Source organism: Pseudoalteromonas sp. NFXS39, from assembly GCF_040148775.1.
Lineage (GTDB): Bacteria > Pseudomonadota > Gammaproteobacteria > Enterobacterales > Alteromonadaceae > Pseudoalteromonas > Pseudoalteromonas apostichopi.
Genome location: NZ_JAGDEC010000009.1, coordinates 116,291 through 137,713 on the forward strand (window position 1 = coordinate 116,291; position 21,423 = coordinate 137,713).

Below are 21,423 nucleotides of genomic sequence, written 5' to 3' on the forward strand. Positions count from 1 at the left end.
TTAGCGCCGATCAATGCACGACGAAGGTAATATATCTTTTGGCACGGTCGTTTTATTCTCACCAACCGCTTGCATACCAGTTACAGGTTTATCGAATCCGCAAAGCCAAGCGATAGGGCTTGTAGGGCTTCCGACAACAACGGCAGGACGAAAAGTCAATACTGTATTTTGCAAAGGCATAGATACCTTATTGCCCAAGCTAATATGAATCGCTCCGCCTTCAACAGAGATCCCGGTAACCCGATTACCAATTAAAAACTTACTTGCAGGGACACCTGCTTGCTCATTGTTTTTTGGAAAGCGGCCGTGCTCCAAGTAAAAAGCTGTAACATCTTCTCGAATTGTTGAAGCCATTGCTAAGGGATCAACGAGTTCACTACGCTGAATATATTGACTGTATTGTGGTAATGCAACCGAAGCTAAAATACCAATGATGGCGACTACAATCATTAACTCAATCAACGTAAATCCTTTATTTTTCATACTATCTCTCCTATCAAGAATAGAGGCTCATATGCTCCCATTAAGAAATTGGCAATTAATATAACCAATAAAATACTAAATATAGTGATGAGTCTGTTAATGTGGGCTGTGATATCGCCTCGTAAGCTTTCAAGCTTATTGGTCACAAGGAGCTCTAGCTCTTCGGTAATATCCAAGCCATTACTTTGGCATGCTTTTAAATGAGATAACTCACGATTATCTTTCTGTAATGTTCCGTATAGTGGGAACTCAATTAGAGCGACTAAAGCATCATAATTTTGCCTAATTTTATTGGGGATTATTAACCCAAACTGGGCTGATGAAGCACTCAGTAAAGACAGGTTTGCAAACTGTCGAAGCCCATTTATAGTCAATAAAATGATCACCAAGAATAAGCCGAGCGCAATGCTTGCTATCAGCCAGAACCTGGCTAAATTAGCCATATGTTCTATTACTTGCACATCAAATTGACCAAATACATCAGAGAGTGAAGGAATAACGAATTGCTGGTAAATAAAGTTAACGAGGATAAAAACTGAGAAAAGTACACACAAATAAAGCAACTTGGTTTTATAGTCGAAAGTGTGCTCTTTGAGTGTTGATGATAACTTTACATAATTTAACGCTAACCTTTGCAGCTGTTCACCTTCTGCAGCTTTAAGTTCTTTTGCGATTTTAGTGGCTAATGGGCTGCTCTTTTGTCCGTCATTATAAATTTCTAAGTGCTGCGGTGCACTAAGCGCTTCTTGTTGTACTTTGTTTAAGCCACTTATTGGCGACATTAATCGACATAAATAGCCTAATTGAATCCAATTCATATCTTATCCTTTCAATAGCGATAAGATAATCGTGCCATAAAGCGAAGAGTTAATAAATAGTTCGTTTATTAATCAATCAAGCCATTGCTGGGCGCGATTTATAATACTGAATACAACCTAATTGAGCGGCATTAGTTAGTAAAATCATTACAAAGGTCAGTATGTGAGACACGCTCGGTGTGGCCATTGAAAGCTCGGCAGCGAGGCCGCAGCTACCTGCAACAAATTGCAGACTAAAATAACGAGCACTTAAATTACTAATATTACCGCTTTTGATGGTTTTATAAGTTTGCGGCATAACACGAATAGAGCTCATCACTAAACCCACATAGGTTAGCCAGTTCAGCACCGTTGCTGTTTCATAATGAGGGTTAAGCAACAAACTAAAAGGCACGACCGACATGGCTAATAACCCGGCTAGTTGCATACGTTGCTTTCGCGCAGCATTGTAACGAACAAAGTAATAAAGAATCACACCACTTAGCATGCCTGTTACAACAAACGGCATGGCCATGTAAAAACGCTGGAAATACAGGTTAAAGGTGATGAAATACAAGCTTTGCGCGACACCAAAGCTCATCATTAACAGCGAAACGCCCGACACACTGCGATTTTTACGGATCTTATTTAAAAGCGGATAAAAGCTAAACGCCAAAATAAAGCATGAAATAATCGGCAAAAAGTGCGCCAAAACAGACCTCTCTCGTTACAATTTAGTTAATAAGTTAGCAGTTTATAAATCGCCCATAAAATCAAGGTAAACATTTGTTTTTTAAGCAATTTAAAAGAGTGCGGCATTGTAATGAGAGAATATTAGAATGCAATTAAGAATAAAAAATAAACAACAGTCTATTGGCAAGATATCCATACAGGCTGTTTAGAACTGATGACACTAATTACTAACTTGAATAATCAAAGTTAACTGGGTAAATTGATTAAATAGCACTCAATAGGGTAAAGCCATGAAGTCAGTTTTATATGCACTTGTTTTGAGTGCCTTTTTAGTTGGATGTAAGAGTACGAAACAACCTACGCCACCGCCTAGTGTGGGCAGCTTACTCAACGCCGCACATTTTACTCAAGTTGAACTAAGCGACCCTGAGCTATTTACACTCCCTGCGGATGAGCAAAAACGTTTTCTTGATTATTTTACCAAACGTCAAGGTGGTGATTTTAGAGATGACCAAATCCTTTATCACTATTTAGAAAAGAAGCTCACCAATTTTAATTACTTTAGTGCCACACTCAATGCCCAGCAGACTCTTCAAGGTCATCAAGGTAACTGTATTAGCTTGGCAATTTTGACCCATGCATATGCTCAACTAGCAGGACTTCAAACGGGCTTTCAAGCGGTCTCAAGTGAGCCTGTTTATAGCAAACAAAATAACATAGTGTATGTGTCAGGGCACTTTCGCACCAAAGTCTACGCCCCTTTAAATGAGGACGATAATTACTTGGTGCCGCCAGGTACTGTCATTGATTACTTTCCTGCTCGCGGCAGTTTTTACTCTGGCCGAGCTGAGTTAAAAGACTTAATTAGCCGTTATTACAGCAACTTGGCTGCAAAAGCATTGGCCTTGCAACAATTCGATTTAAGCTACAGCTATATATTAAAAGCCAATGAATACACCCCAAATGCTGCATCACTTTATAATTTAGCTGCCGTATTACATCGCCAATCGGGTGATTTAGCTGGAGCAAAACATATTTATCAAACAGCAATGCAGTATGGCTTTAGCGATACGAATTTACTACATAATTACGCAGTTCTGGCCGAGCAACTTAATGATCAGGTTTTGGCAGAGCAACTCAATTCACAGTTAGCGATGCTTGAACAAGATCCATTCGAGTTACTGGCAACGGCAATTAACGCCCGTAACAATGGTAAGCTTTACAAGGCAAAACAACAGCTCGAAGACGCGATTGCATTAGCCCCTTATTTATCTGAACCCTATATAGAGTTAGCGATTATTAGTTATCAGCAAGGAAATGAACAAAGCAGTAAGGAATGGCTAGAAAAAGCCATTGAGATAGAAAATAAAGACGAAAAGCTAGCGCTATACCACGCCAAGCTTTTCGCCTTAAAAGACCAACACTAGGCTATAACGAGTAATAGAAGCTTAGCCAAGCCCGTAAATCATTTTCAAAGTCGTCGCCTTCTACCCGGGCGACGCCAAAATCAAGGTTTACATCGTTCAAACCTGCAGGCCCCATACCAAAGCTAAAGTCTCCTCGCCATTTTAGCCCGTAACTTTGTGCATAAACTCGGTTATCGACTTGATGCTGTTGGTAGTAAAGCCAAGGTAATGAATCTTTGTAACTAATACCCCCGCCATAGCCTTTATAGCGGTTACCTAATTGACTAATAAACGGCAGCTCAGGGGCAACAACAAAGCCGCTTTGCGTGTCTTTATTAATTAAGTTTGACTCATATCCTCCAAGCGTAAGGTTACTGTCATCGCGATATTGCTGAGCAAAATTAACATAAACAGGAATATCAAAGGCATAACCGCTCAATACTGTGGCAAAGTTATAGCCCTGCCAATTATTCGAGTCAGCATCACCGGATAGCCACTCGGCACTTACAGACTGAGCAAAACCATATCGTTGTCTGTCATGTTGCCATTTTTGTTCAAGTCCAAACTTTAACCATTGATCATCACCTTTACTAAAATCACTGTAGTTATAGCTCAAACTCGGTGTAATACTGAGCTGCTGAAACTGCAACGGGTAGCTCATGGCAAAATGTGCCCCTGTATTACTTATGTTCAGCGACGTTTGTGAATGGTACTGTTTTGCTGATTCGAGGTCGTAATCAAATAGCAGCGCTTTAAATTTTAAATCAAACGCAGAATACTTAGCGGCCGCGAACATCCCTTCTAGTGCTTTGTCATGTAAATCAGCACTATAGCCGGCTTGTAAATCGAGCTGTTTCAAGAAATCACTACTTTTCAGGCCAAGGGTAAGAAGCGATGATGAAGCCGAATAATACTGAGATGCCAACGAAAAGGTTGGTTTTTGCTGCCATATATCATAATTGATTGGCTCAGTTGGGCTTTGCGGGTAGATTTTCGCCTCAGGTAATACTTCGCTCGTTACCTGTCCTCGCGGTGGCGCTGCACTTTTAGCAAATTCAACAACCTCTAATCCTTGTGGTTGATCAGCAAAATGCTTGATATTCGGCCCTTGTGCAGTGATCGATAAATACAAAAGTTCACCATTATGCATTGCCATTGGGTGCGCAACAGCTTCTTGGCCTTGTGTTAATTGGCGTAGTGAATTGCTATTAAGATCATAATGATACAAATCGAGAGCTTTATTTTTACCCGCGACAAAATAAATCCCTTTGCCATCTGCTTGCCAATTAGGTTGTGACACATATTGATAGCCTGCGGGCATAGGCACAGCGAGTGATTGCTGAGAGCTCACATCTTGTATATACAACTGCCAATTGGCATTCAATGTCGCTTTTAAATAAGCAAGTTGAGTTTTATTAGGGCTTAGTAATGGGTAGTCATAAACCGTTTCTAGGCTTTTCTCAAATAAAGGCGTAGCGACACCCGTATTGAGGTCAAGGCGCACTAGCTCAGAGAAGCCATGCTTAGTTTGCTCAGCATAAACAGTTTGCCCGTTATCACTGATACTAAAGCGGCGAAGCCCTGCATGATGCGTTAATGCGCTCACTTTTCCTGTGTCGATATCATAGCGGTATAGATCAGAAATACCTTGAATGGAGCCTTTAGCAACGGTTGTTGTGGCTGTGAAAAACAGTGTATTTTCATCTAACCACTGCGGGTTTTTTATACCCTGCCTATTAATTTGGTGAAGCACGTGTTTTTGCTTACGCTTAAAAACACTGGGGGCTTGATCAGCAATATCGACGGGATCATCATCAAGTAACGCTTGTTGCTGCTTTGCAAAATCATCGGCAGCCTGTTGATTGTCACCAGTACTGTAAATAACTAAACGCGTTTCACCATCTTTGTTTCGCTCAACGATGGCAAGCTTACTGTTATCTAAACTTAAAACAGGGTTCGAAGCATATAATTCAAGCTCTAACCAAAGCTTGCTTGTAAGTGCTTGCTCACTTACTTCTTTAGCCATTGCTTTATAGGTATACTCGGCAATAAAACGACGATAGAGACGCTCAGGAGAATTACCAAATACACCGCTGAAGGCTTCATTAAAATCACGCGATTTAACTGCTTGCATACGCGTCCAAACTGCATCAAGGGTTTGCGGTGAATGATTCTCTTCAAGCCAAGCAAGAAAGCGAGAGCCTATTAAATAAGCCATTGAGCCAGCTAAAAAACCCCCTTCGGTACTATTTAACTGGCTATATCGGGGCAATGCACCCTGCTGTGTAAATTCAACTAGTATTGCCTCTGATAGATTATCGTATAAACGGCCTCGGCCTGTCATTTTCGACTCAAGTAAGGTTGCATATCCTTCTGCAGCCCAGCGCGGCATGTCACTTTCGATTAAATCATAAATATCCCAACTATCGCGAATAGCTTGGCGCAAATCGCTACGAGTCGGTTGAGCAAGGTGCACTAAATGAATATATTCGTGCAAAATCAATAACTGCTGCCAGCTATCGGTGTTAGAAATCACGGTGTCAGATTGCGGAGGCGTTGTAAACAAGGCCATTAAAGGCTTATTCGTCACCGGCAAAGCGAACCCATTAGAAGCATTAAACGGGTCGAAAACCAGCACATCGACCACTTCATCAAGGGCACGGTTTTGCTGCTTTAATACCTTATCGCGAACAATTTCAAGCTCTGTAGCAGCAGAGCGTGCCCATTGTTGATTCTCAGTACTAAAATGCACGTTAAAGTGTTCAGTATGAATAGTTTGCCAAGTCTCTTGGCTTGAGGCATGGCCAGCGGCAAGTAACGCCACTGATAACAGAGCTTTTTTCATCACAATCCTTGATTAGCAAGTTGCTTAATTTAAGAATTAGTATGCGATGCTTTTTTAAAAGGCTGAAGTTAAAAAGTGTAAGAAATTACTCGATTTTAATCGGGCGAACCAAGTCTAACAATTGATAAATAATAAAAATAGTCACGGCAAACATCAGGCTGCTTCTTAATGCACCGATCCCCGCGATGACTAAAGCTGCGGTTACAAGTAACGCTATTACTGTAACAGCGACACTCACACACAAGCCTTTACACTCTTGCTGAGAACGTGCATAACACAGTAAGGCAACAACACCTGAAATAGCTAAAATAGGTAGAAAATAAATCATTGAGCACCGTAGTTATTAACGTTGCGTTAGTATACCTCAATAACAATACGAATCAACGGTATTGATAATTATTTTCATTTAGAACCAATTACGCTCGACACCTTCGATTTCATATAGCGCAAAATCAGTAAACCGCTCAGCCAACTCAGCTTTTAAGTAAGGCATTGATACTGAACCAGAAGCCAGTTGTATATACAAGCTCTTAAGCTGCGATCTTCGCATTAAGTAAGTACTAGTTGTTGTGACGCTTTGCGCTTTGTAGATTTCAAAAACACGATATTGAACACCCAACATGCCCGTTTTAAATACAGCGAAGAAACGACCGTCGTGTTGATACATTGCCATACCGGCTTTTTGATAACTTAAAAACACACCGAGCATCAAAGTTAGTCCAACCGCAACACTCCAAAGCATCGTAGCAGCATCAAATAAGTTATTGAGAATTAGTGCTGAAAGTATGGTTGGCAACATAACATATAAAAGCGTATTTTTATAAAGTAAAGCCCGCTCAGGCTTAATAAAGTTAAGCGCCGTTAAATCAACAAACCAAGGAAATAACCAACGACACACAACTTGTATTTGCTCTTTAGTTAATACCGGCATTACTAAAGTTTGTTTACTTTTATGTGCGGCAACCCCTGCGGCCATACCGCCACTACTCACTTGCGGGCAAATTAAGGTAAAGCGATTAAGTAGCCGAGCAATAATATTTTGTTTAATTTGCACACTTTGAATTTTCGAAACACTTATCGAGAGTTGCTGACGCTCAAATAAACCCGCTACACGCTTAAATTTATCATCCTGAAAATAGAGCTGAAAATTAAAAAAGCGCACTAAAGCCATAACAACAGACAGTAAAATGGCACACAAAACAATTGTGATAACCATTATTAACACGGCTATTGCAGCAGCACTACCAACAAAGGCAGCTTGCTCATTCAGTATGGCCTCTAGGCGATTTATAATGGTTTTTTCGAGATACTCAAAAATCACATTCATAAATGGGGCAAGTGCAGCCAATGCTAAAATTGCCATGTTCGACATCAAACCAAATTTAGCAATTTCACCATTGCTGATCGTTAAGCTTTGCTGCTTGTCTGTTGCTTCACTCTGCTCAATAGGCTGCAGATCTTCTTGTTGTAACTGAGCTTTAAATGCCATGACTTGTTCGCGCACTTGCTCGGCATAGCTAAGCTTTACTCCCGGGATCACAGCTTCTTGAGCACTACTCCCAGCTGCATCAAAAATACAATTAACTAAATTAACCGGCTGAAAATAAAAAGGCTCAGCAATATTTACGTTTTGCACTCGAGCAAACTTTAAGGTTAATCGCTCTTTTTTAAACACCCCTTTATTTAGCAGTATTTCGTTGTCATCAGTAATTCGGTATTTAAAATTACGGTAATAAGCAAAGGCATACAGCACTAAAACTACAGAGGCTGCGGCAACTGCTATTTGCCCCCAAAACAGCTTTTGCTCAACTTGCGTGACAAATAACACTAAAATTGGCAGTAAGTTAAGTAAGCCATCTTTTATAAAGCGCAGTGCAAAATGAACAATAAAATACAGTAGTGCCCATGGCGACACGCGTTGCCATTGTTGATTATTCATCGGCAAGCTCATTATCTTGAGTTGTTGTATTATCACCATAACTTTGCACGAACTGTCGGACATCATTACATTGTTCGTCAGTTAAACCACTGATATGTAAATCAGCACTCATGCCACCAGCACTGTAGAGTCTAAGTGTTGCCAAGCCTAACTTTCGTTCAATTGGACCGCGATGAATTTCGGTGTGTTGCACGCGAGAAATAGGTAATAAGGTGATTTGTTGCCAAATTAAACCTCGCTTAAAAGCGATATCGTGCTCTCTTACTGCAACTCCTTTGGCGCGTATACTGTAGAGGTTGTAAACCATTGATAGGATTACCAGCAATGGCAAAGCCAGCAGCCAAGGTGTAGCAATAGCTTCGCTAACGGCTGGATTAAAATGCCTTACAGCTATAATCACAGCCATGAGAGGCACATAAAATAGCAACCAATTTAGTTGTACATGCCATATCGCATTATCTGCAAGTGGTTGGAATTGAATAGTTTGATGCTTTGGGAGGGTTTCTATTTGTTGATTACTAAACACGGTAATTCCTTGTAAAGGCCAGCGGTGCCGGCCTTACGTGCTAACACTGAGTTGTTATATGTTATAAATTATACCCAGCGTAGTTTTGTTGCAAGTGTGTGGCTTGCTCCAGGTGCAAGTTCAACACTGTCATCAAGGACATTAGCCGCTTCTAAACACAGCATTACGTGGTATTCGTCATCAGCAAAATTAGAAAGGCGTTTTGATTTATCAATCCAAGGATTCCAAAGCACACACGATGTTGAGTTTTCGCGTCCCACTTCAATAATGCCATCAGGCGTGATGATACGCTGAGTATCTTTCGCTTCGGTGTAAACCATGTCTGTTTCACGAGCGAACGACACTAATTCATTCTGCTCAAATGGACCTTCAGCAAATTCAATGTATTTCGCACCTTGCAAACCATCTACTTTTGTTTCTTCAATTGCAGGTGTTGGGAAATACGTGTGCAGTGCTTGAGTAAACTGTACAGTTTGATTATCTAAGTTAGTGGTTGTTAAACGCAGTTCTAAACTAGAGGTTAATATAAACTCAGCTAACAACTTAGTTTTGTAAGGCCAATACTTTTCATCAACTTGCGTCATCGGCAGCGACAAACTGATATAAATAGAATCGTCTTGCTCTTTCACTTCTTCTGCGCGCCACAAACTTGTGCGAGCAACACCATGAGCAGGCCACCCTTCATTTTGGCTTACTCCGAACCATGGCCAACAAATCGGAATACCACCTCGCACACCTTTGCCTTCTTGGTAATCTTCTAGTTCAGAGACCCATAATAATGGCTTTTTATCGGTTGGCGTGAACTCAGTGATCTGCGCACCTTGCAGAAAAATAGTTGCGCTACAAAACTCACTAGCAACTTTAATAAATTCAAGCCCGGTTTCACTTTGCTCAATCGTAACTGATGGCGATAACTTCATAATTCATCCCATTTAATGAAAGAAAAATCCACCATACCCAATGCAGTGGCTATTAGTAAATAATATTTAGTTATTTGTATGAATTGTTTTACTACAAAGTGATGATGTCACCTCGAGTAGCATTTTAAGTATTAACAACAATTACTCCATCTAATTTTTAAACTTTACCTTTTAATTTCTACTCTAATTAATCACCAAACACGATAATAAGCATTATCGCCGAAAATTATAAGCTACATAGTTATTATTTATTTGAACTCAATTTATTAGATGTGTAATATTTCGCGATTGCGGTTGCCTCATGCCGCCTTTTTTAAGAGACAGAAACATGCAAAAGTATGACGAGTTATTAGTGTCGCTGCGTAAAGTGATCAGAGCCATCGACCTTCATTCAAAACAGCTCAACAAAACCTCAGGCCTAACCGGCCCACAATTACTTATCATGAATGAGGTTGCACAAACCGATGGTATTACCGCCAGCCGCATCGCACAAAATGTAAACTTAAGCCCTGCTACGGTTACCAATATATTAGATCGTATAGAAAACCGTAATCTGATCACTCGTGTGCGTAGCCAATTAGACAAGCGTAGAGTTAGTTTGCATCTAACAGAAGCTGGAGAACAGCTACTAGAGCAAGCACCTCAGCCATTGCAAGAGCACTTCATCGAAAAGTTCTCAGCACTAGAAGAGTGGGAGCAAAGTTTACTACTATCATCAATGCAACGCATTGCTGCAATGATGGATGCGGATCAACTCGATGCTTCACCGCTGCTTGAGGTTGGCGCAATCACCAAGACATTAGAAGCACAGTAAAAATTAAAACTGATTGATTAATATTAATTTTCTGTGTCTAGGCTTGGGTTCAGCCTGAATATCAACTATTCTTAACAGTACCCATTCCAACACTAGCGAAAATTCATGCTTAAACTATCAAAGTTAGCCCTTGCTATAGCCTTGGGCACAACTTCAAGTCTTAGTCAGGCATCTGAAATTGATGACCTTCAAGAACAACTGCAATTACTGAAACAGCAAATGCAGCAACTGCAAAGCAAACTTGATGCTGCCGAAGCAAAATCGCAGCAACAAGCCGAGAAACAAGCGCAAATTGATGCACAAGTAGCAAAACAACAAAAGCAACTTGAGCAGCAAACAGCGGCCGTAGAAGCACCTAAAAAAGAATCTGGCATTAAAGTCGGTGGGGCTGTACGTACCAACTTCAGCCATACGTCGTATAACGATGGCAATAAAAACCGCGGTGGTGACTTCGATTTTGACATCTTCAGGCTAAATTTTGCAGGCGATGTCGGTGATGTGCAGCTTAACGCTGAGATCCGTTTTTTCGATTACATGACCGCAGTTAAGTATGCCTATGCAGCCTATGACTTTGCCGAAGACTGGCAGGTGCAGGCAGGTATTACCAAAGTGCCTTTTGGTAACTGGCCTTATAACTCACACAACTACTTCTTTGGCACCACTTATTATATTGGTCTTGAAGATGACCATGACCTGGGTGTGCTATTCAAACGCAAAATTGCTGACAACTGGCAAATTGACCTTGGCTTTTTCAAAAATGATGAACTAGGTGGCGTTGACGGCTATGTGGACGACAGAAGCGACCGTTACTCATACGACGTAGTGGGTTTCCGCTCTGCAGGTGAAGGTGTATACGCCGAACCAACCAATGCGATTGGTGAGTACAACACCTTCTCTGGTCGTTATGGTTATCACTTTGAGCATGATGGCGGCACCACCGAGCTAGGTGTTTCAGCCTTATCTGGCGGCTTACATGATGGTGAAGATAAAGCTGGCGACTACTACGCTTGGGCTGTGCACTTAAACAGCACAATTGGTCCATGGAATTTCCAACTTCAGCATGGTGAATATAACTACGATATCGACAACGTCGACCGTATGGCCGTGGGTGCTTATGCGTTTTACGATAGTATTGCCGCAGAAGCGACCATGACTAATGCTAATATCGCTTACAGCCTTCCTGTAGAATGGGGTCCGGTAACAAACCTACAGTTTTACAATGACTACGGCATTATTTATGACAAGTCAGACAACAGCGAAGATACATGGATGAATGTAACCGGTGTATCTGTTGCTGCAGGCGGCTTATTCACTTACTTTGATTTTGTACAAGCGAAAAACCAACCATTCGTTGGTGGTTCAATTGCTGGCGACAGCGATGAGACTGAAACCCGCTTCAATATCAATATAGGTTATTATTTCTAATAGTAATATACCCGCTTAATTTAGCGAGCTATTTAGAGGCAAGGAGATGTTCTCCTTGCCTTTCTTTACTTTACTCAAAAACTCACAATAATTTCACGATCTTCTTAGCTTGAGTAATAACTAGCTTAATTTATACCTTACTCCTTGATAGCCACTATGCTCATATTTCAGGTCCGTTCTGTACCTTTGCAAGCACGTTTTTCTGGCTATACAAATGTAAATCATTATTATATTTCGCCATTCTAAACATGGTTTATTGACAAAAGCTGTATGTAATTGAAGGATCGCAATTTTCTGCAGCTACATTAGGCAAAGAAGTTGAAGCTGAGCTAAAGTTAAATAATCAATGTGGTGCAAGCTACCTTGCTAAAGCCAGTGTGTACAAAAAGGGCTGTCAACTAAGTCATCTTATTGATAGCCTTGAGCTCTGTGAACAGCAACAAGCCACTTTGATAGAGGGTGCCGAGCAAGCACTGCAACGATTTAAGTTTTATCAGGCCCAACTTTATTGATGAATGTGAAAGCGGCGTTTACCGCCTATAAAAATGGCTGCTATCAATTACTCGGGTTATTGATGGTGGGTTTAGGTATCATAGGTATTGCATTACCTGTGATGCCTACAACTATCTTTTTTATACTAGCATTGGCGTGCTTTAGCCGCTCATCACCTAAGCTCTCTGCCTGGCTGCTACACCATCCAAAGTACGGCCAGCCTTTAAGGTTTTGGCAAGAATATAAGGTCGTTCCTACTCGCGCTAAGTTCTTAGCTGGTTTTGGTATGGCTATCGGGTATTTCTTTTTACTACAAAGTGCCGCGCCAATTTGGGTTATGTATTTGGTGGCGGTGATTGAATTAAGCGTTTTAGCCTATTTAATTAACCGCCCATCAGCGCCAAATAAACCAACCCTAATTCAAGTTAATATAACCACACACACCCGCTTAATGTTGCTTGCTTGTTTTCTCAGCTCGCAACTTGCGGTAATGGCTTATCTTGCTATTCATTTCTAACGCAAAGAAATGTAAAGAACGTAAACTTGCTTGTTATCACTAATGCAAATCATTATCATATGCGTATAACAAACAAATACACCTAATTATGTTTTCTTTAAATAAACGCAGCTTTTATAGTGTAAGCCGCGCCTTACATATATACCTTTCAACTGCCCTATTCTTTTTACTTATTATATTTTGTGTCAGCGGCATTATTCTGAATCACGTTAGTTGGCTCGAAAATGATAAACATAATGGTCAGAACCAACTACTTGTTTCTGCAAAGTTATTCGAAAAAGCACAAGCTAATCTCGACACGTTACCGAGCCTATACCCTGAAATAGAACAGTACATGCAGCAGCAATTTTCACTTAGTAATGTAAAAAGTATTGAGTGGGAAAAAGAAGATGCTTTGGTGATGCTCGACTATCCGCTGCCAGCAGGCTTTGCTTACGCCGAAATCGATTTTCAAACGGGCGAGCTCAATATTGATTATCAAACCGGCGGCTTTATGAGTCTGATTGGCGACCTACACAAAGGCCGCCATACAGGTAAAGCATGGAGCTGGGTCATTGATATCTCGGCTGTTTTGATGATTCTGTTTGCCATCACCGGATTAATTATTCTCTTTCAAAACCGTAAAAAACGGGCCGCAGGCCTTTGGTTAACGCTTCTTGGTGTTGCCACGCCTTTGGTCATTTATCTAGTTTGGGTGCCTCAACTTAAAGGAGTATCTTAATGAAACAAGCCCACTTAATCGCAGCTCTACTAATTGGCTGTTTATTCAGCCCACTGAGCTTTGCAAAAGATCCCAATCTAACCATTGAGTTCACTTTACCTGAGCTAGATGTTTCTCCATATCATCGCCCTTACGTGGCGCTATGGCTAGAAACACCTGAACGTAAACACGTTACCACTATTGCACTTTGGGTCGAAAAAGCTGAATGGTTTAAAGACTTACGTCAGTGGTGGCGAAAAGCAGGTCGTAGCAACGACAGCTTTGATGGTGTAACAGGTGCAACAAAACGCCCAGGCACTTACACCATTGAGTGGCAAGGTAAAGATTTAAAAGGTAATCCAGTTAAACCTGGTAGCTACCTGCTTAATGTTGAAGTTGTACGTGAGGAAGGTGGCCGAGATTACACCCGCGTTGAAATCGACTTAACGAAAGACGGCAAAGTCACAATTAAAGGCGAAAAAGAGTTCGCGACTAGCTTTGTTACCATTACCAGTAATTAAGGACAAACAATGAAATTAAAATTATTAAAAACGGCGCTGATTGGCGCAGTAACCTTCACAGCACTTGCCTCTGGCTATGCACAAGCACACGCCCGTTGGTTAATGCCATCTCACACTTCTTTATCTGGTGAGAAAACTCACTATGTGATGATCGATGCCAGTATTTCGAATGAGTTGTTTAGCCCAGATAAAGCATACCGCCCGAAAGAAAAAGGCGCAGAGTATGACGACAACTTATTAATTGCCCTTGCTCCAAATGGTAAGCCGGTTAAAGAAACGATCCGCGCATACTACTTAAAACGCAAAAACTCAGCGGCAGTGAGTTTATCTCAAGACGGTACTTACCATATTGCTATGCAGCAAAAACCAATGCTAATGACTTTCTATAAAGACAAAGATGGCAACCGTGGCCGTGTGTTCGCAGGTAAAAAAGAAGCAGACCTACCAGCAGGCGCAACCGATGTACGCACTGTAAAATCAATCGCAACGGTTGATACTTTTGTAAGCCGTAATGGTACTTCTAAGCCAACATTGCTTGGTCAAGGTTTAGAAATTTCAGGCCCAACTCACCCGAACGATCTATTTGCTGGTGAAGAAGCTAAGTTCCAATTATTAATGGATGGCAAACCAGCCGCTGACGTTGAGCTTGCTATTGTTCGTGGTAGTGCACGCTACCGTAATGAGCGTGACGAAGTGAAAGTAACAACCGATAAAAAAGGCTTCTTTACTGTGACATTCGCTCATGCCGATATGTATCTGATTGAAGCATCTGTTGATCAAAAACCAACAGAGGCCGATATCGATAATGTACGCTACTCATTATTCACAACGCTTGAAGTGGCGCCTGAGTAATTTGCTAATTAGGCCTTAAAATTGGCCTAATTCGACTTTCGAGGAAGGCGGTAGTCAACAGTGTGATCGCAGCTACCGTCTTTCTCGCAATCATTAACCCCATCACCATCGACATCCCAGCTTGGCTGCATGCCTTTTAATGTACTTTTTACGACGCTAATATCGGCAGTAAATTCACTTTGCTCATCACGGCGCGCGGCATTGCGCATCAAAAAGACCCGAATCACATAATCGCCATCATCAGAGATTTTAATCTCAGCATGATCACCTTTTACCGGGCCAACAAACAAAGCAGTTGGGTTGCCTTTTGGTAAAATATTAAAGTAGTTGCTTGAATTTGATGGAGCAAAATCAACCGTTAAGGTAGTGCCTTTATTAAGGTTAATTTGATATTCCAGCATCTCATAACCTTTAATTGTGTCTTTAACTTGCCAGCTTTGCTGCACCGCAATATCTGAAGCTAGCAACTCATAATGACGACTATTTGGTAAATATTGTTCAGCAAACACCAAGCTACTTGTAGCCACCGAAAAACAAAACCCTATCAATAACAACAACTTCATATTCAAGCTCTTTTTGGATTCTTTTTTAGAGAATGATAAATGCTGATTTTACAATTTTTAATTCTTTTAAAGTGAACTTATAGTTACTCCATCGCAGACACACTGCTTAACGAAACAGGATACCTACTATGAAACTTTTTACTTTAATCTCAGCTCAACCACACTTACAAAATATTAGCACTTTATTGGCACGTATTGGTTTATCGGCCATCTTTTTACTAACCGGCTTTAGCAAAATAGAGTTTTTCGATGCTACAGCGCAATATATGAGTAGTGTCGGTTTACCAGAGTTCTTACTGCCGTTTGTGATTGCCTTTGAAATTGTTGGCGGATTATTTATTTTACTAGGCTTTTTAACACAACTAACCGCTGTCGCTTTTGCTGGTTTCAGCCTAGTTAGTGCTTTGTTATTCCACTTTCAACTTGATGATAAAATGCAATTTTTAATGTTCTACAAAAACATTGCAATGGCAGGCGGCTTTTTAGCATTAGCCAGTGTTGGTGCAGGCAAAATCAGCCTAGATCAACTAGTGTTAAAACGTAGTCAGGCTTAACATTTATCCCAGCCAATAACCTAGGTTGTTGGCTGAATTTGTTTTTAAGAGGGCGCGAATATGGCAACGTTATTAACAGCAACCAGCCATGATATTGGTGGGCTCGATGTAAAACGCATCTTGCCTCATTTTGACAAAAAAATGGTTGGCCCATTTATCTTTTTTGACCACATGGGACCAAATCACTTTCCTCGCGGTGAGGGCATAAATGTGAAGCCTCACCCTCATATTGGCCTATCAACGCTCACTTATTTATTTACGGGCAGTATTTACCATCGCGATTCGCTAGGTAATAGCCTGCAAATAGAACCCGGCGATGTTAACTGGATGACCGCAGGTCGCGGGATAGTGCACTCAGAAAGAGAAAGCCTTGAAGTGCGGGCGAGCGAGCACGACATCAATGGTCTGCAATGCTGGGTTGCTTTACCTGAGAGTATAACCGAAATAGCACCGCGTTTTGAACATATCAAAAAACAGCAATTGCCTGAGAAAATCGAAAAAGGCGTGCTGATGAGACTCATTGTCGGTGATGCCTATGGCTTAAGCTCCCCTGTGAAAAGCTACTCACCGATGTTTTATGTCGATACGGTAGCAGAGCAAGGTAGCCATATAACTAAACCGCATCCTCATCATGAAACCGCAGTGTATGTTATTTATGGTGAAATTAGTGTGGGTGATACGCGCTATACCCAAGGCGACTTTGTACTACTTGATGACAGCGAACACGAAATAACGACTCTGGTGCACAGCCGCTTTATTTTACTCGGTGGCAGTAAATTCAATAAAGTCCCGTATTTACACTGGAATTTTGTTGCTTACAGCAAAGAGCGCATCGAGCAAGCAAAACAAGATTGGCAAGCACAGCGTTTTGCTAAAATCCCCGGTGATGAGCTTGAGTATATTGAGTTGCCCTCACCTAAAAAGTAAACTTTTTCAGTATTTACAGGTACTATTAGGTAGTTAAGTAAGCAAAGGAACATCATGCTAAGAATTACGTTAGAACAGTGGCGCATGTTTCGTGCTGTTGTCGAATTTGGGGGCTTTAACCAAGCCTCACAAGGCATTAATAAAAGCCAATCAAGTATTCATAATGCTGTTGGCAAAATTGAATCTGCACTCAATGTAAAATTATTCAGCATTCAAGGCCGTAAAACCGTACTCACTGAAGCTGGTGAAATGATGCTACGCCGTGCCAATTACTTACTTGATGAAGCCGCAAAAGTTGAGGCAATAGGCCAGACGTTAGGTGAAGGCATCGAAAGCAAATTACGAATTGCTGTTGATGCTATTTTCCCACAGCAATTGCTTTATAAAGTGCTTAACGATACCTCGTCACAATACCCGCAACTGCGTATTGAACTCCATGAGTCTGTGCTGATGGGGGGGAATGAACTGCTCGAAAACGATCAGGTTGATATTGCTATTACCGGCTTTCCAATTGCGGCAAACTTTCACGAAGAATTATGTGATATTGAGTTTATTGCCGTTGCACACCCAGATCACCCTTTGCATGCAATAGAACGTGAAATAACCCTCGAAGATTTAAAATCACACCGCCAAATTGTTGTCCGCGATTCAGCCAATAAACACAAGCAAGATGGTGGATGGTTAGGTGCCGATCAGCGCTGGACGGTAACTCATTTGCGCACTTCTATTGATATGATCAGTAATGGACTTGGCTTTGCGTGGTTGCCAAAAATAGCAATAGAAAAACACCTTGCGGCGAGGCAAATGAAAGCACTTAATTTAACCCATAACAGTAGTCGCAGCGCTAAGTTACACTTGCTCTTTAAAGATGGTGATAAGCTTGGTCCAGCAGCACGCGCTTTCCTTGGAGAATTGCGTTACCAAGTGATGGAGAACCTATAGTTTCAGGGGCGTTTCAGCAATGCCTTTAACGCCCGGCTCGAGAATAAACACGCCACCACTGTGCGGGTAATCAGCGAGAACTGAGTCCTCCAGACCCACTGCAGCGGTAGTCACAGCTAAATGCATTAGCTCCTCGCCAACAAATGCGACACTCGTAACACGCGGTGCGGGCAAGCGAATAAACTGCACCTGCTCGCCGCTTGGTGAAAAACGATAAACGCCATAGCCATTCCAAGCGGCAACCCATAAATGGTCTTCGTTATCAACGGTCATGCCATCTGGAAAGCCCATACTTTCACTAAAGCGAATAAACTCTTGTTTATCAGAAAGCTCGCCCTGCTTATTCAGAACAAAACGATAGATAGTTTGTTTATCTGAGTCAGTAGAATATAGAAAATAGCCATTTTTACTCACCGCAGGGCCATTGCTGATGGTGTAGTTATGATCAACAGAAATCGGAGCTTGCCCATGTCCAAAACGATATAACTTACCACTATTGGTTTGCTCTTGAGAGTCCATAGAGCCAAAAAAACCAAAGCCTTGGCGAGACGTTTTGCCATCGTTTAAACGATTTTTTGAGGGTTCATGGTCTATTGAATAAAGTAGTTCGCGGCTGAAATTTTCACTACAAAGTTTATAAATACCTTTGGCAAAGCCTGCAACTAGTTCACCCTGCTCGGTTTCCATAACCCAGCAAATAGGTTCTGGCATGGTAAACTGGCTAACTCGCATTGATTGGCAATCTAAGCGAAACAAGCGCTGCCCTAAAATATCTACCCAAAATAAGCAGTTATGTGCTTTTGCAAAATAGGCCCCTTCGCCTAATTGGCACTGGCTAGAAATAATCATTTTGATGGTGTCATCGAGCATTGGCTTCACTACACGAACAGCTGAACTATTCTCATTCTATCTATGTATGAAAATAAGTGCTAGGCCAGATAACCCCGCAACGAGTAAGATTATGCCGCGAATGGCCTTCTCGTTGAGGTTATTGTTAATCACAAACGACAAGCCCCAGCCAATTAAAATTGCTGGCAAACAAAAAAAGAATAGCTTTACATCAGTCATATCGGCGGAACCTGTAAGCATCAATACGATAATGCCAAACAGGTTTATAAACACGAAAAATGCACTCAAGTTAGCTTTAATTTTTTCTTTATCTTCAGCTTGGTAGAGTAGCCCCATTGGTGCACCTCCTGCAGAAGTTGTGGTACCCAAAAAGCCCGACGACATTGATGCTAGTAAACTAGTAATTGTTGAGATTTTCGGTTTCATACCTATGATAGACAAAGCCACCACCACCAAAATACTCACCCCTAGCAGAAGCTGATACTGCTTCGCATTGACATACCACATCACGACAGCAGCTAAAATGACACCTATAGCACCGCCAATAATAGATATACCAGTTTGCTTCATGTCTATCGCGCCACGGTGCTTAATCATTAATACCGACGTTAAAAACAGCGCATTCAAAATCATTGGCCCAGGCACCAGATCTGGCATTAGCCAGTAAAGCACAGGCACACATAACATTCCTAAACCAAAGCCAATAACACTTTGTAGGCAAGCACCAATAATCAGAATTAAATAAACAAGTACAAAGTCGGTCAAACTTTATTACCACCTTCCTAAGTATGAGCTCTGCTGAGCTTAAATCGTATATTTTATTATTATAGTATCATTTTAATTATGTAAAATTTTTATTTCACGCTAGTCATTTTGTTATCGTTTCGCAATATTATGTCCAACCCGCATCCACTATCAATGATTGTGCAGTCATCATACAGCTGTCATCTGCGGCCAAAAATAGCGCGGCATTCACTACATGGTCTGGTTGAATAGTTTCGTTAATACACTGACTTAAACGAACATCTTCAATCATTTCTGGGGTTAGCCAATGCGTAATCTGGCGCTCTGTCATCACCCAACCTGGTACCAGTGAGTTCACACGAATATTATCTTTACCATATGAAGCAGCTAATGAACGGGTTAAACCTTCAATACCCGCTTTTGCAGTTGTGTAGGCTGGCATGCCGGTCTGCTTAATACGCCAGCTTACCGACCCCATATTGATAATGCTACCACCGCCTAAACGCTGCATCTGCTCAACCACTGCTTGAGATGAAAAGAAACACGGGCGTAAGTTAACGGCAAACTTGTCTTCCCAATATTTCACATCCATATTCTCTGCAGCATGACGAGTGTCATCGGCTGCGTTATTAATTAACACACCAATATCACCTTGCTGCTGGCGAGTTTGCTCAATGGCCGCTTTTAAAGCTTCAACATCACGTATATCACAATGGATAAATTGTGGGTCAAATTCATATTTACCAGCTAATTTTGCGCACAACGCATCGCTTTGCTCAGTTGCAATATCAACAAAGGTGACTTTCGCGCCCTGCTCGCAGAACCGCCTTACCATTACTTCACCAATTCCCGATGCACCGCCAGTAATAAACACACTCTTACCAGCAAGGCTTGGGTAAACTGTTTTTAGCTCGTTTGAATTTGGCATGATAACCTTATGTTTTAAAAGTCATTACAACGTAAAGAAGCGATACTTATTGAGCCGCTTCTTTATCAGCGATTTCTTTTTCAATAAACGCCATTGCTTCATCAATCATGTACGTCATCATGTTTTTAGCACGCTCAGGATCGCCGCTCGCAATTGCGTTATACACTTTAAAGTGCTCCTCAGCGATGGCCTTTTTATTGCCTTTAGCTGGCGTAGTATGCTGAATACTCACGTGCAGCGCTGTGCGAATAAAATCACGTAATTGGTAGAAAAAACGGTTACCACTGGCATGTAAAATTGCCGTGTGAAATGCAAGATCAGGCTCATGCATCACGCCTTCAGGCTCTTCTGCCGCAGCTTGCATTTTATCTAGTGCCATTTTAATTTCTGCAATTGCCGCTTGGTCGCCTTTTCTTGCTGCAAGTGCTGCTGCTTGAGGTTCGATAGCCAAGCGCACTTGTAAGAATTCTTTAAGTACGTAAAGTGAAGGGCTGCTTTCTAGTAACCATTTTAATACGCTTGTGTCGTATAAGTTCCAGTTCTCCGCCGATTCAACACGAATACCTTGTCGTGGACGAGAAGAAATCAGTCCTTTTGCAGCAAGCATTTTCACTGCTTCACGGACAGCTGTGCGGCTAATACCATACACTTCACATAGTTGTGCTTCAGTTGGTAGCCCCGTTTCAGTGTTATAATCACCAACAATAATTGCTTTACCGAGCTCATTGGTAACTTGTTGTGATAAGTTTAAATTTTCTAAACGCGCCATGTGTGTTCCTCAAAAGATCTGAGTAATATGATACATCTATAAAGCTATTCCGTCATCCTGCAAATAATCTATTAAAATCAATAGCAAACAAAAAACAACCTAATACAAGTGTCTAAAATTCACACAGTATAGTCACCATTTAGAACACAGACTGTCACCTTATTTTAACAAATCTCTTTCACTCAGCCTATTTATAATATAATATTTTTATTCAACA

General features: G+C 41.3%; 22 protein-coding genes and 1 pseudogene. 10 read left to right on the forward strand and 13 right to left on the reverse strand.

Going from position 1 to position 21,423, the window contains the following annotated elements:
- From J3455_RS16450 to J3455_RS16460, 3 genes are all read right to left on the reverse strand, one after another.
- Positions 1-483, reverse strand: a complete 483-nt coding sequence (locus J3455_RS16450) for a pilin (RefSeq protein WP_250661442.1) — start codon at positions 481-483, stop codon at positions 1-3.
- The gene (locus J3455_RS16455) at positions 480-1,301 is read right to left on the reverse strand and encodes a hypothetical protein (RefSeq protein WP_297330282.1); all 822 of its coding nucleotides are present in this window, start codon (positions 1,299-1,301) and stop codon (positions 480-482) included. Before J3455_RS16455 ends, J3455_RS16450 begins: the two co-directional genes overlap by 4 nt.
- 76 nt (positions 1,302-1,377) lie before the next feature.
- Positions 1,378-1,992 carry a PQ-loop domain-containing transporter gene (locus tag J3455_RS16460; RefSeq protein ID WP_130050202.1) on the reverse strand — a complete coding sequence of 205 codons (615 nt, stop codon included), beginning with the start codon at positions 1,990-1,992 and terminating at the stop codon, positions 1,378-1,380.
- A gap of 271 nt (positions 1,993-2,263) precedes the next feature.
- Between J3455_RS16460 and J3455_RS16465 the strand changes: the two genes are divergently transcribed.
- Positions 2,264-3,400, forward strand: coding sequence for a tetratricopeptide repeat protein (locus J3455_RS16465; RefSeq protein WP_130050201.1), 1,137 nt, complete (start codon positions 2,264-2,266; stop codon positions 3,398-3,400).
- A gap of 1 nt (position 3,401) precedes the next feature.
- Here J3455_RS16465 and J3455_RS16470 read toward each other — a convergent pair whose 3' ends face one another.
- The 5 genes from J3455_RS16470 to J3455_RS16490 all read right to left on the reverse strand — a co-directional run bounded on the left by J3455_RS16470 (position 3,402) and on the right by J3455_RS16490 (position 9,609).
- Complete coding sequence (locus tag J3455_RS16470; RefSeq protein ID WP_349562051.1) at positions 3,402-6,224, reverse strand: TolB family protein; 2,823 nt, start codon at positions 6,222-6,224, stop codon at positions 3,402-3,404.
- An 85-nt stretch (positions 6,225-6,309) separates the two neighbouring features.
- The gene (locus J3455_RS16475; protein ID WP_130050199.1) at positions 6,310-6,552 is read right to left on the reverse strand and encodes a hypothetical protein; all 243 of its coding nucleotides are present in this window, start codon (positions 6,550-6,552) and stop codon (positions 6,310-6,312) included.
- 78 nt (positions 6,553-6,630) lie between these two features.
- The gene (locus J3455_RS16480; RefSeq protein WP_349562052.1) at positions 6,631-8,163 is read right to left on the reverse strand and encodes a PH domain-containing protein; all 1,533 of its coding nucleotides are present in this window, start codon (positions 8,161-8,163) and stop codon (positions 6,631-6,633) included.
- Complete coding sequence (locus tag J3455_RS16485) at positions 8,156-8,689, reverse strand: PH domain-containing protein (RefSeq protein ID WP_286260154.1); 534 nt, start codon at positions 8,687-8,689, stop codon at positions 8,156-8,158. Before J3455_RS16485 ends, J3455_RS16480 begins: the two co-directional genes overlap by 8 nt.
- A 68-nt stretch (positions 8,690-8,757) precedes the next feature.
- Positions 8,758-9,609, reverse strand: coding sequence for a D-hexose-6-phosphate mutarotase (locus tag J3455_RS16490; protein ID WP_250661449.1), 852 nt, complete (start codon positions 9,607-9,609; stop codon positions 8,758-8,760).
- Between the two features lie 328 nt (positions 9,610-9,937).
- Between J3455_RS16490 and J3455_RS16495 the strand changes: the two genes are divergently transcribed.
- From J3455_RS16495 to J3455_RS16520, 6 genes and pseudogenes are all read left to right on the forward strand, one after another.
- Positions 9,938-10,423: a MarR family winged helix-turn-helix transcriptional regulator gene (locus tag J3455_RS16495; protein ID WP_130050195.1), complete on the forward strand. Its 486-nt coding sequence runs from the start codon at positions 9,938-9,940 to the stop codon at positions 10,421-10,423.
- 105 nt (positions 10,424-10,528) lie between these two features.
- Positions 10,529-11,848: a porin gene (locus J3455_RS16500; RefSeq protein ID WP_130050194.1), complete on the forward strand. Its 1,320-nt coding sequence runs from the start codon at positions 10,529-10,531 to the stop codon at positions 11,846-11,848.
- 511 nt (positions 11,849-12,359) lie between these two features.
- Positions 12,360-12,749: pseudogene (locus tag J3455_RS16505) on the forward strand (YbaN family protein); the annotation flags it as partial.
- A 196-nt stretch (positions 12,750-12,945) separates the two neighbouring features.
- Positions 12,946-13,578 carry a PepSY-associated TM helix domain-containing protein gene (locus J3455_RS16510; RefSeq protein ID WP_250661450.1) on the forward strand — a complete coding sequence of 211 codons (633 nt, stop codon included), beginning with the start codon at positions 12,946-12,948 and terminating at the stop codon, positions 13,576-13,578.
- On the forward strand, positions 13,578-14,078 hold the full coding sequence (locus tag J3455_RS16515; RefSeq protein WP_167658269.1) for a DUF2271 domain-containing protein: 501 nt from the start codon (positions 13,578-13,580) through the stop codon (positions 14,076-14,078). The genes J3455_RS16510 and J3455_RS16515 overlap by 1 nt, the downstream gene beginning before the upstream one ends.
- 9 nt (positions 14,079-14,087) lie before the next feature.
- A complete protein-coding gene (locus J3455_RS16520; RefSeq protein ID WP_130050191.1) occupies positions 14,088-14,930 on the forward strand; it encodes a DUF4198 domain-containing protein in 843 nt (280 codons plus the stop codon).
- Between the two features lie 26 nt (positions 14,931-14,956).
- On the opposite strand, the gene J3455_RS16525 is transcribed toward J3455_RS16520, so the two are convergent.
- Complete coding sequence (locus J3455_RS16525; RefSeq protein WP_349562053.1) at positions 14,957-15,493, reverse strand: hypothetical protein; 537 nt, start codon at positions 15,491-15,493, stop codon at positions 14,957-14,959.
- Between the two features lie 128 nt (positions 15,494-15,621).
- On the opposite strand from J3455_RS16525, the gene J3455_RS16530 reads away from it, so the two are divergent.
- The 3 genes from J3455_RS16530 to J3455_RS16540 are packed head-to-tail and all read left to right on the forward strand — an operon-like array spanning position 15,622 to position 17,916.
- Positions 15,622-16,047, forward strand: a complete 426-nt coding sequence (locus J3455_RS16530; protein WP_349562054.1) for a DoxX family protein — start codon at positions 15,622-15,624, stop codon at positions 16,045-16,047.
- A 60-nt stretch (positions 16,048-16,107) separates the two neighbouring features.
- A complete protein-coding gene (locus J3455_RS16535; RefSeq protein ID WP_130050189.1) occupies positions 16,108-16,974 on the forward strand; it encodes a pirin family protein in 867 nt (288 codons plus the stop codon).
- Positions 16,975-17,028: 54 nt separating this feature from the next.
- On the forward strand, positions 17,029-17,916 hold the full coding sequence (locus J3455_RS16540; RefSeq protein ID WP_349562055.1) for a LysR family transcriptional regulator: 888 nt from the start codon (positions 17,029-17,031) through the stop codon (positions 17,914-17,916).
- Here J3455_RS16540 and J3455_RS16545 read toward each other — a convergent pair.
- From J3455_RS16545 to J3455_RS16560, 4 genes are all read right to left on the reverse strand, one after another.
- The gene (locus tag J3455_RS16545; protein ID WP_239976684.1) at positions 17,911-18,786 is read right to left on the reverse strand and encodes an SMP-30/gluconolactonase/LRE family protein; all 876 of its coding nucleotides are present in this window, start codon (positions 18,784-18,786) and stop codon (positions 17,911-17,913) included. The two genes, J3455_RS16540 and J3455_RS16545, sit on opposite strands and share 6 nt — an antisense overlap.
- Positions 18,787-18,822: 36 nt before the next feature.
- Positions 18,823-19,530, reverse strand: a complete 708-nt coding sequence (locus tag J3455_RS16550; protein ID WP_130050187.1) for a sulfite exporter TauE/SafE family protein — start codon at positions 19,528-19,530, stop codon at positions 18,823-18,825.
- A 127-nt stretch (positions 19,531-19,657) separates the two neighbouring features.
- Entirely contained in the window at positions 19,658-20,437 is a 780-nt protein-coding gene (locus J3455_RS16555; RefSeq protein ID WP_167658272.1) for an SDR family NAD(P)-dependent oxidoreductase, read from the reverse strand.
- A 46-nt stretch (positions 20,438-20,483) separates the two neighbouring features.
- The gene (locus J3455_RS16560) at positions 20,484-21,206 is read right to left on the reverse strand and encodes a FadR/GntR family transcriptional regulator (protein WP_054552285.1); all 723 of its coding nucleotides are present in this window, start codon (positions 21,204-21,206) and stop codon (positions 20,484-20,486) included.
- Between the last annotated feature and the right edge of the window lie 217 nt (positions 21,207-21,423).

Coding starts and splice junctions, on each gene's coding strand:
- J3455_RS16450 (WP_250661442.1), bottom strand. CDS start 483: ATGAAAAATAAAGGATTTACGTTGATTGAGTTAATGATTGTAGTCGCC.
- J3455_RS16455 (WP_297330282.1), bottom strand. CDS start 1,301: ATGAATTGGATTCAATTAGGCTATTTATGTCGATTAATGTCGCCAATA.
- J3455_RS16465 (WP_130050201.1), top strand. CDS start 2,264: ATGAAGTCAGTTTTATATGCACTTGTTTTGAGTGCCTTTTTAGTTGGA.
- J3455_RS16470 (WP_349562051.1), bottom strand. CDS start 6,224: ATGAAAAAAGCTCTGTTATCAGTGGCGTTACTTGCCGCTGGCCATGCC.
- J3455_RS16475 (WP_130050199.1), bottom strand. CDS start 6,552: ATGATTTATTTTCTACCTATTTTAGCTATTTCAGGTGTTGTTGCCTTA.
- J3455_RS16480 (WP_349562052.1), bottom strand. CDS start 8,163: ATGAATAATCAACAATGGCAACGCGTGTCGCCATGGGCACTACTGTAT.
- J3455_RS16490 (WP_250661449.1), bottom strand. CDS start 9,609: ATGAAGTTATCGCCATCAGTTACGATTGAGCAAAGTGAAACCGGGCTT.
- J3455_RS16495 (WP_130050195.1), top strand. CDS start 9,938: ATGCAAAAGTATGACGAGTTATTAGTGTCGCTGCGTAAAGTGATCAGA.
- J3455_RS16500 (WP_130050194.1), top strand. CDS start 10,529: ATGCTTAAACTATCAAAGTTAGCCCTTGCTATAGCCTTGGGCACAACT.
- J3455_RS16510 (WP_250661450.1), top strand. CDS start 12,946: ATGTTTTCTTTAAATAAACGCAGCTTTTATAGTGTAAGCCGCGCCTTA.
- J3455_RS16515 (WP_167658269.1), top strand. CDS start 13,578: ATGAAACAAGCCCACTTAATCGCAGCTCTACTAATTGGCTGTTTATTC.
- J3455_RS16520 (WP_130050191.1), top strand. CDS start 14,088: ATGAAATTAAAATTATTAAAAACGGCGCTGATTGGCGCAGTAACCTTC.
- J3455_RS16525 (WP_349562053.1), bottom strand. CDS start 15,493: ATGAAGTTGTTGTTATTGATAGGGTTTTGTTTTTCGGTGGCTACAAGT.
- J3455_RS16530 (WP_349562054.1), top strand. CDS start 15,622: ATGAAACTTTTTACTTTAATCTCAGCTCAACCACACTTACAAAATATT.
- J3455_RS16535 (WP_130050189.1), top strand. CDS start 16,108: ATGGCAACGTTATTAACAGCAACCAGCCATGATATTGGTGGGCTCGAT.
- J3455_RS16540 (WP_349562055.1), top strand. CDS start 17,029: ATGCTAAGAATTACGTTAGAACAGTGGCGCATGTTTCGTGCTGTTGTC.
- J3455_RS16545 (WP_239976684.1), bottom strand. CDS start 18,786: ATGCTCGATGACACCATCAAAATGATTATTTCTAGCCAGTGCCAATTA.
- J3455_RS16555 (WP_167658272.1), bottom strand. CDS start 20,437: ATGCCAAATTCAAACGAGCTAAAAACAGTTTACCCAAGCCTTGCTGGT.
- J3455_RS16560 (WP_054552285.1), bottom strand. CDS start 21,206: ATGGCGCGTTTAGAAAATTTAAACTTATCACAACAAGTTACCAATGAG.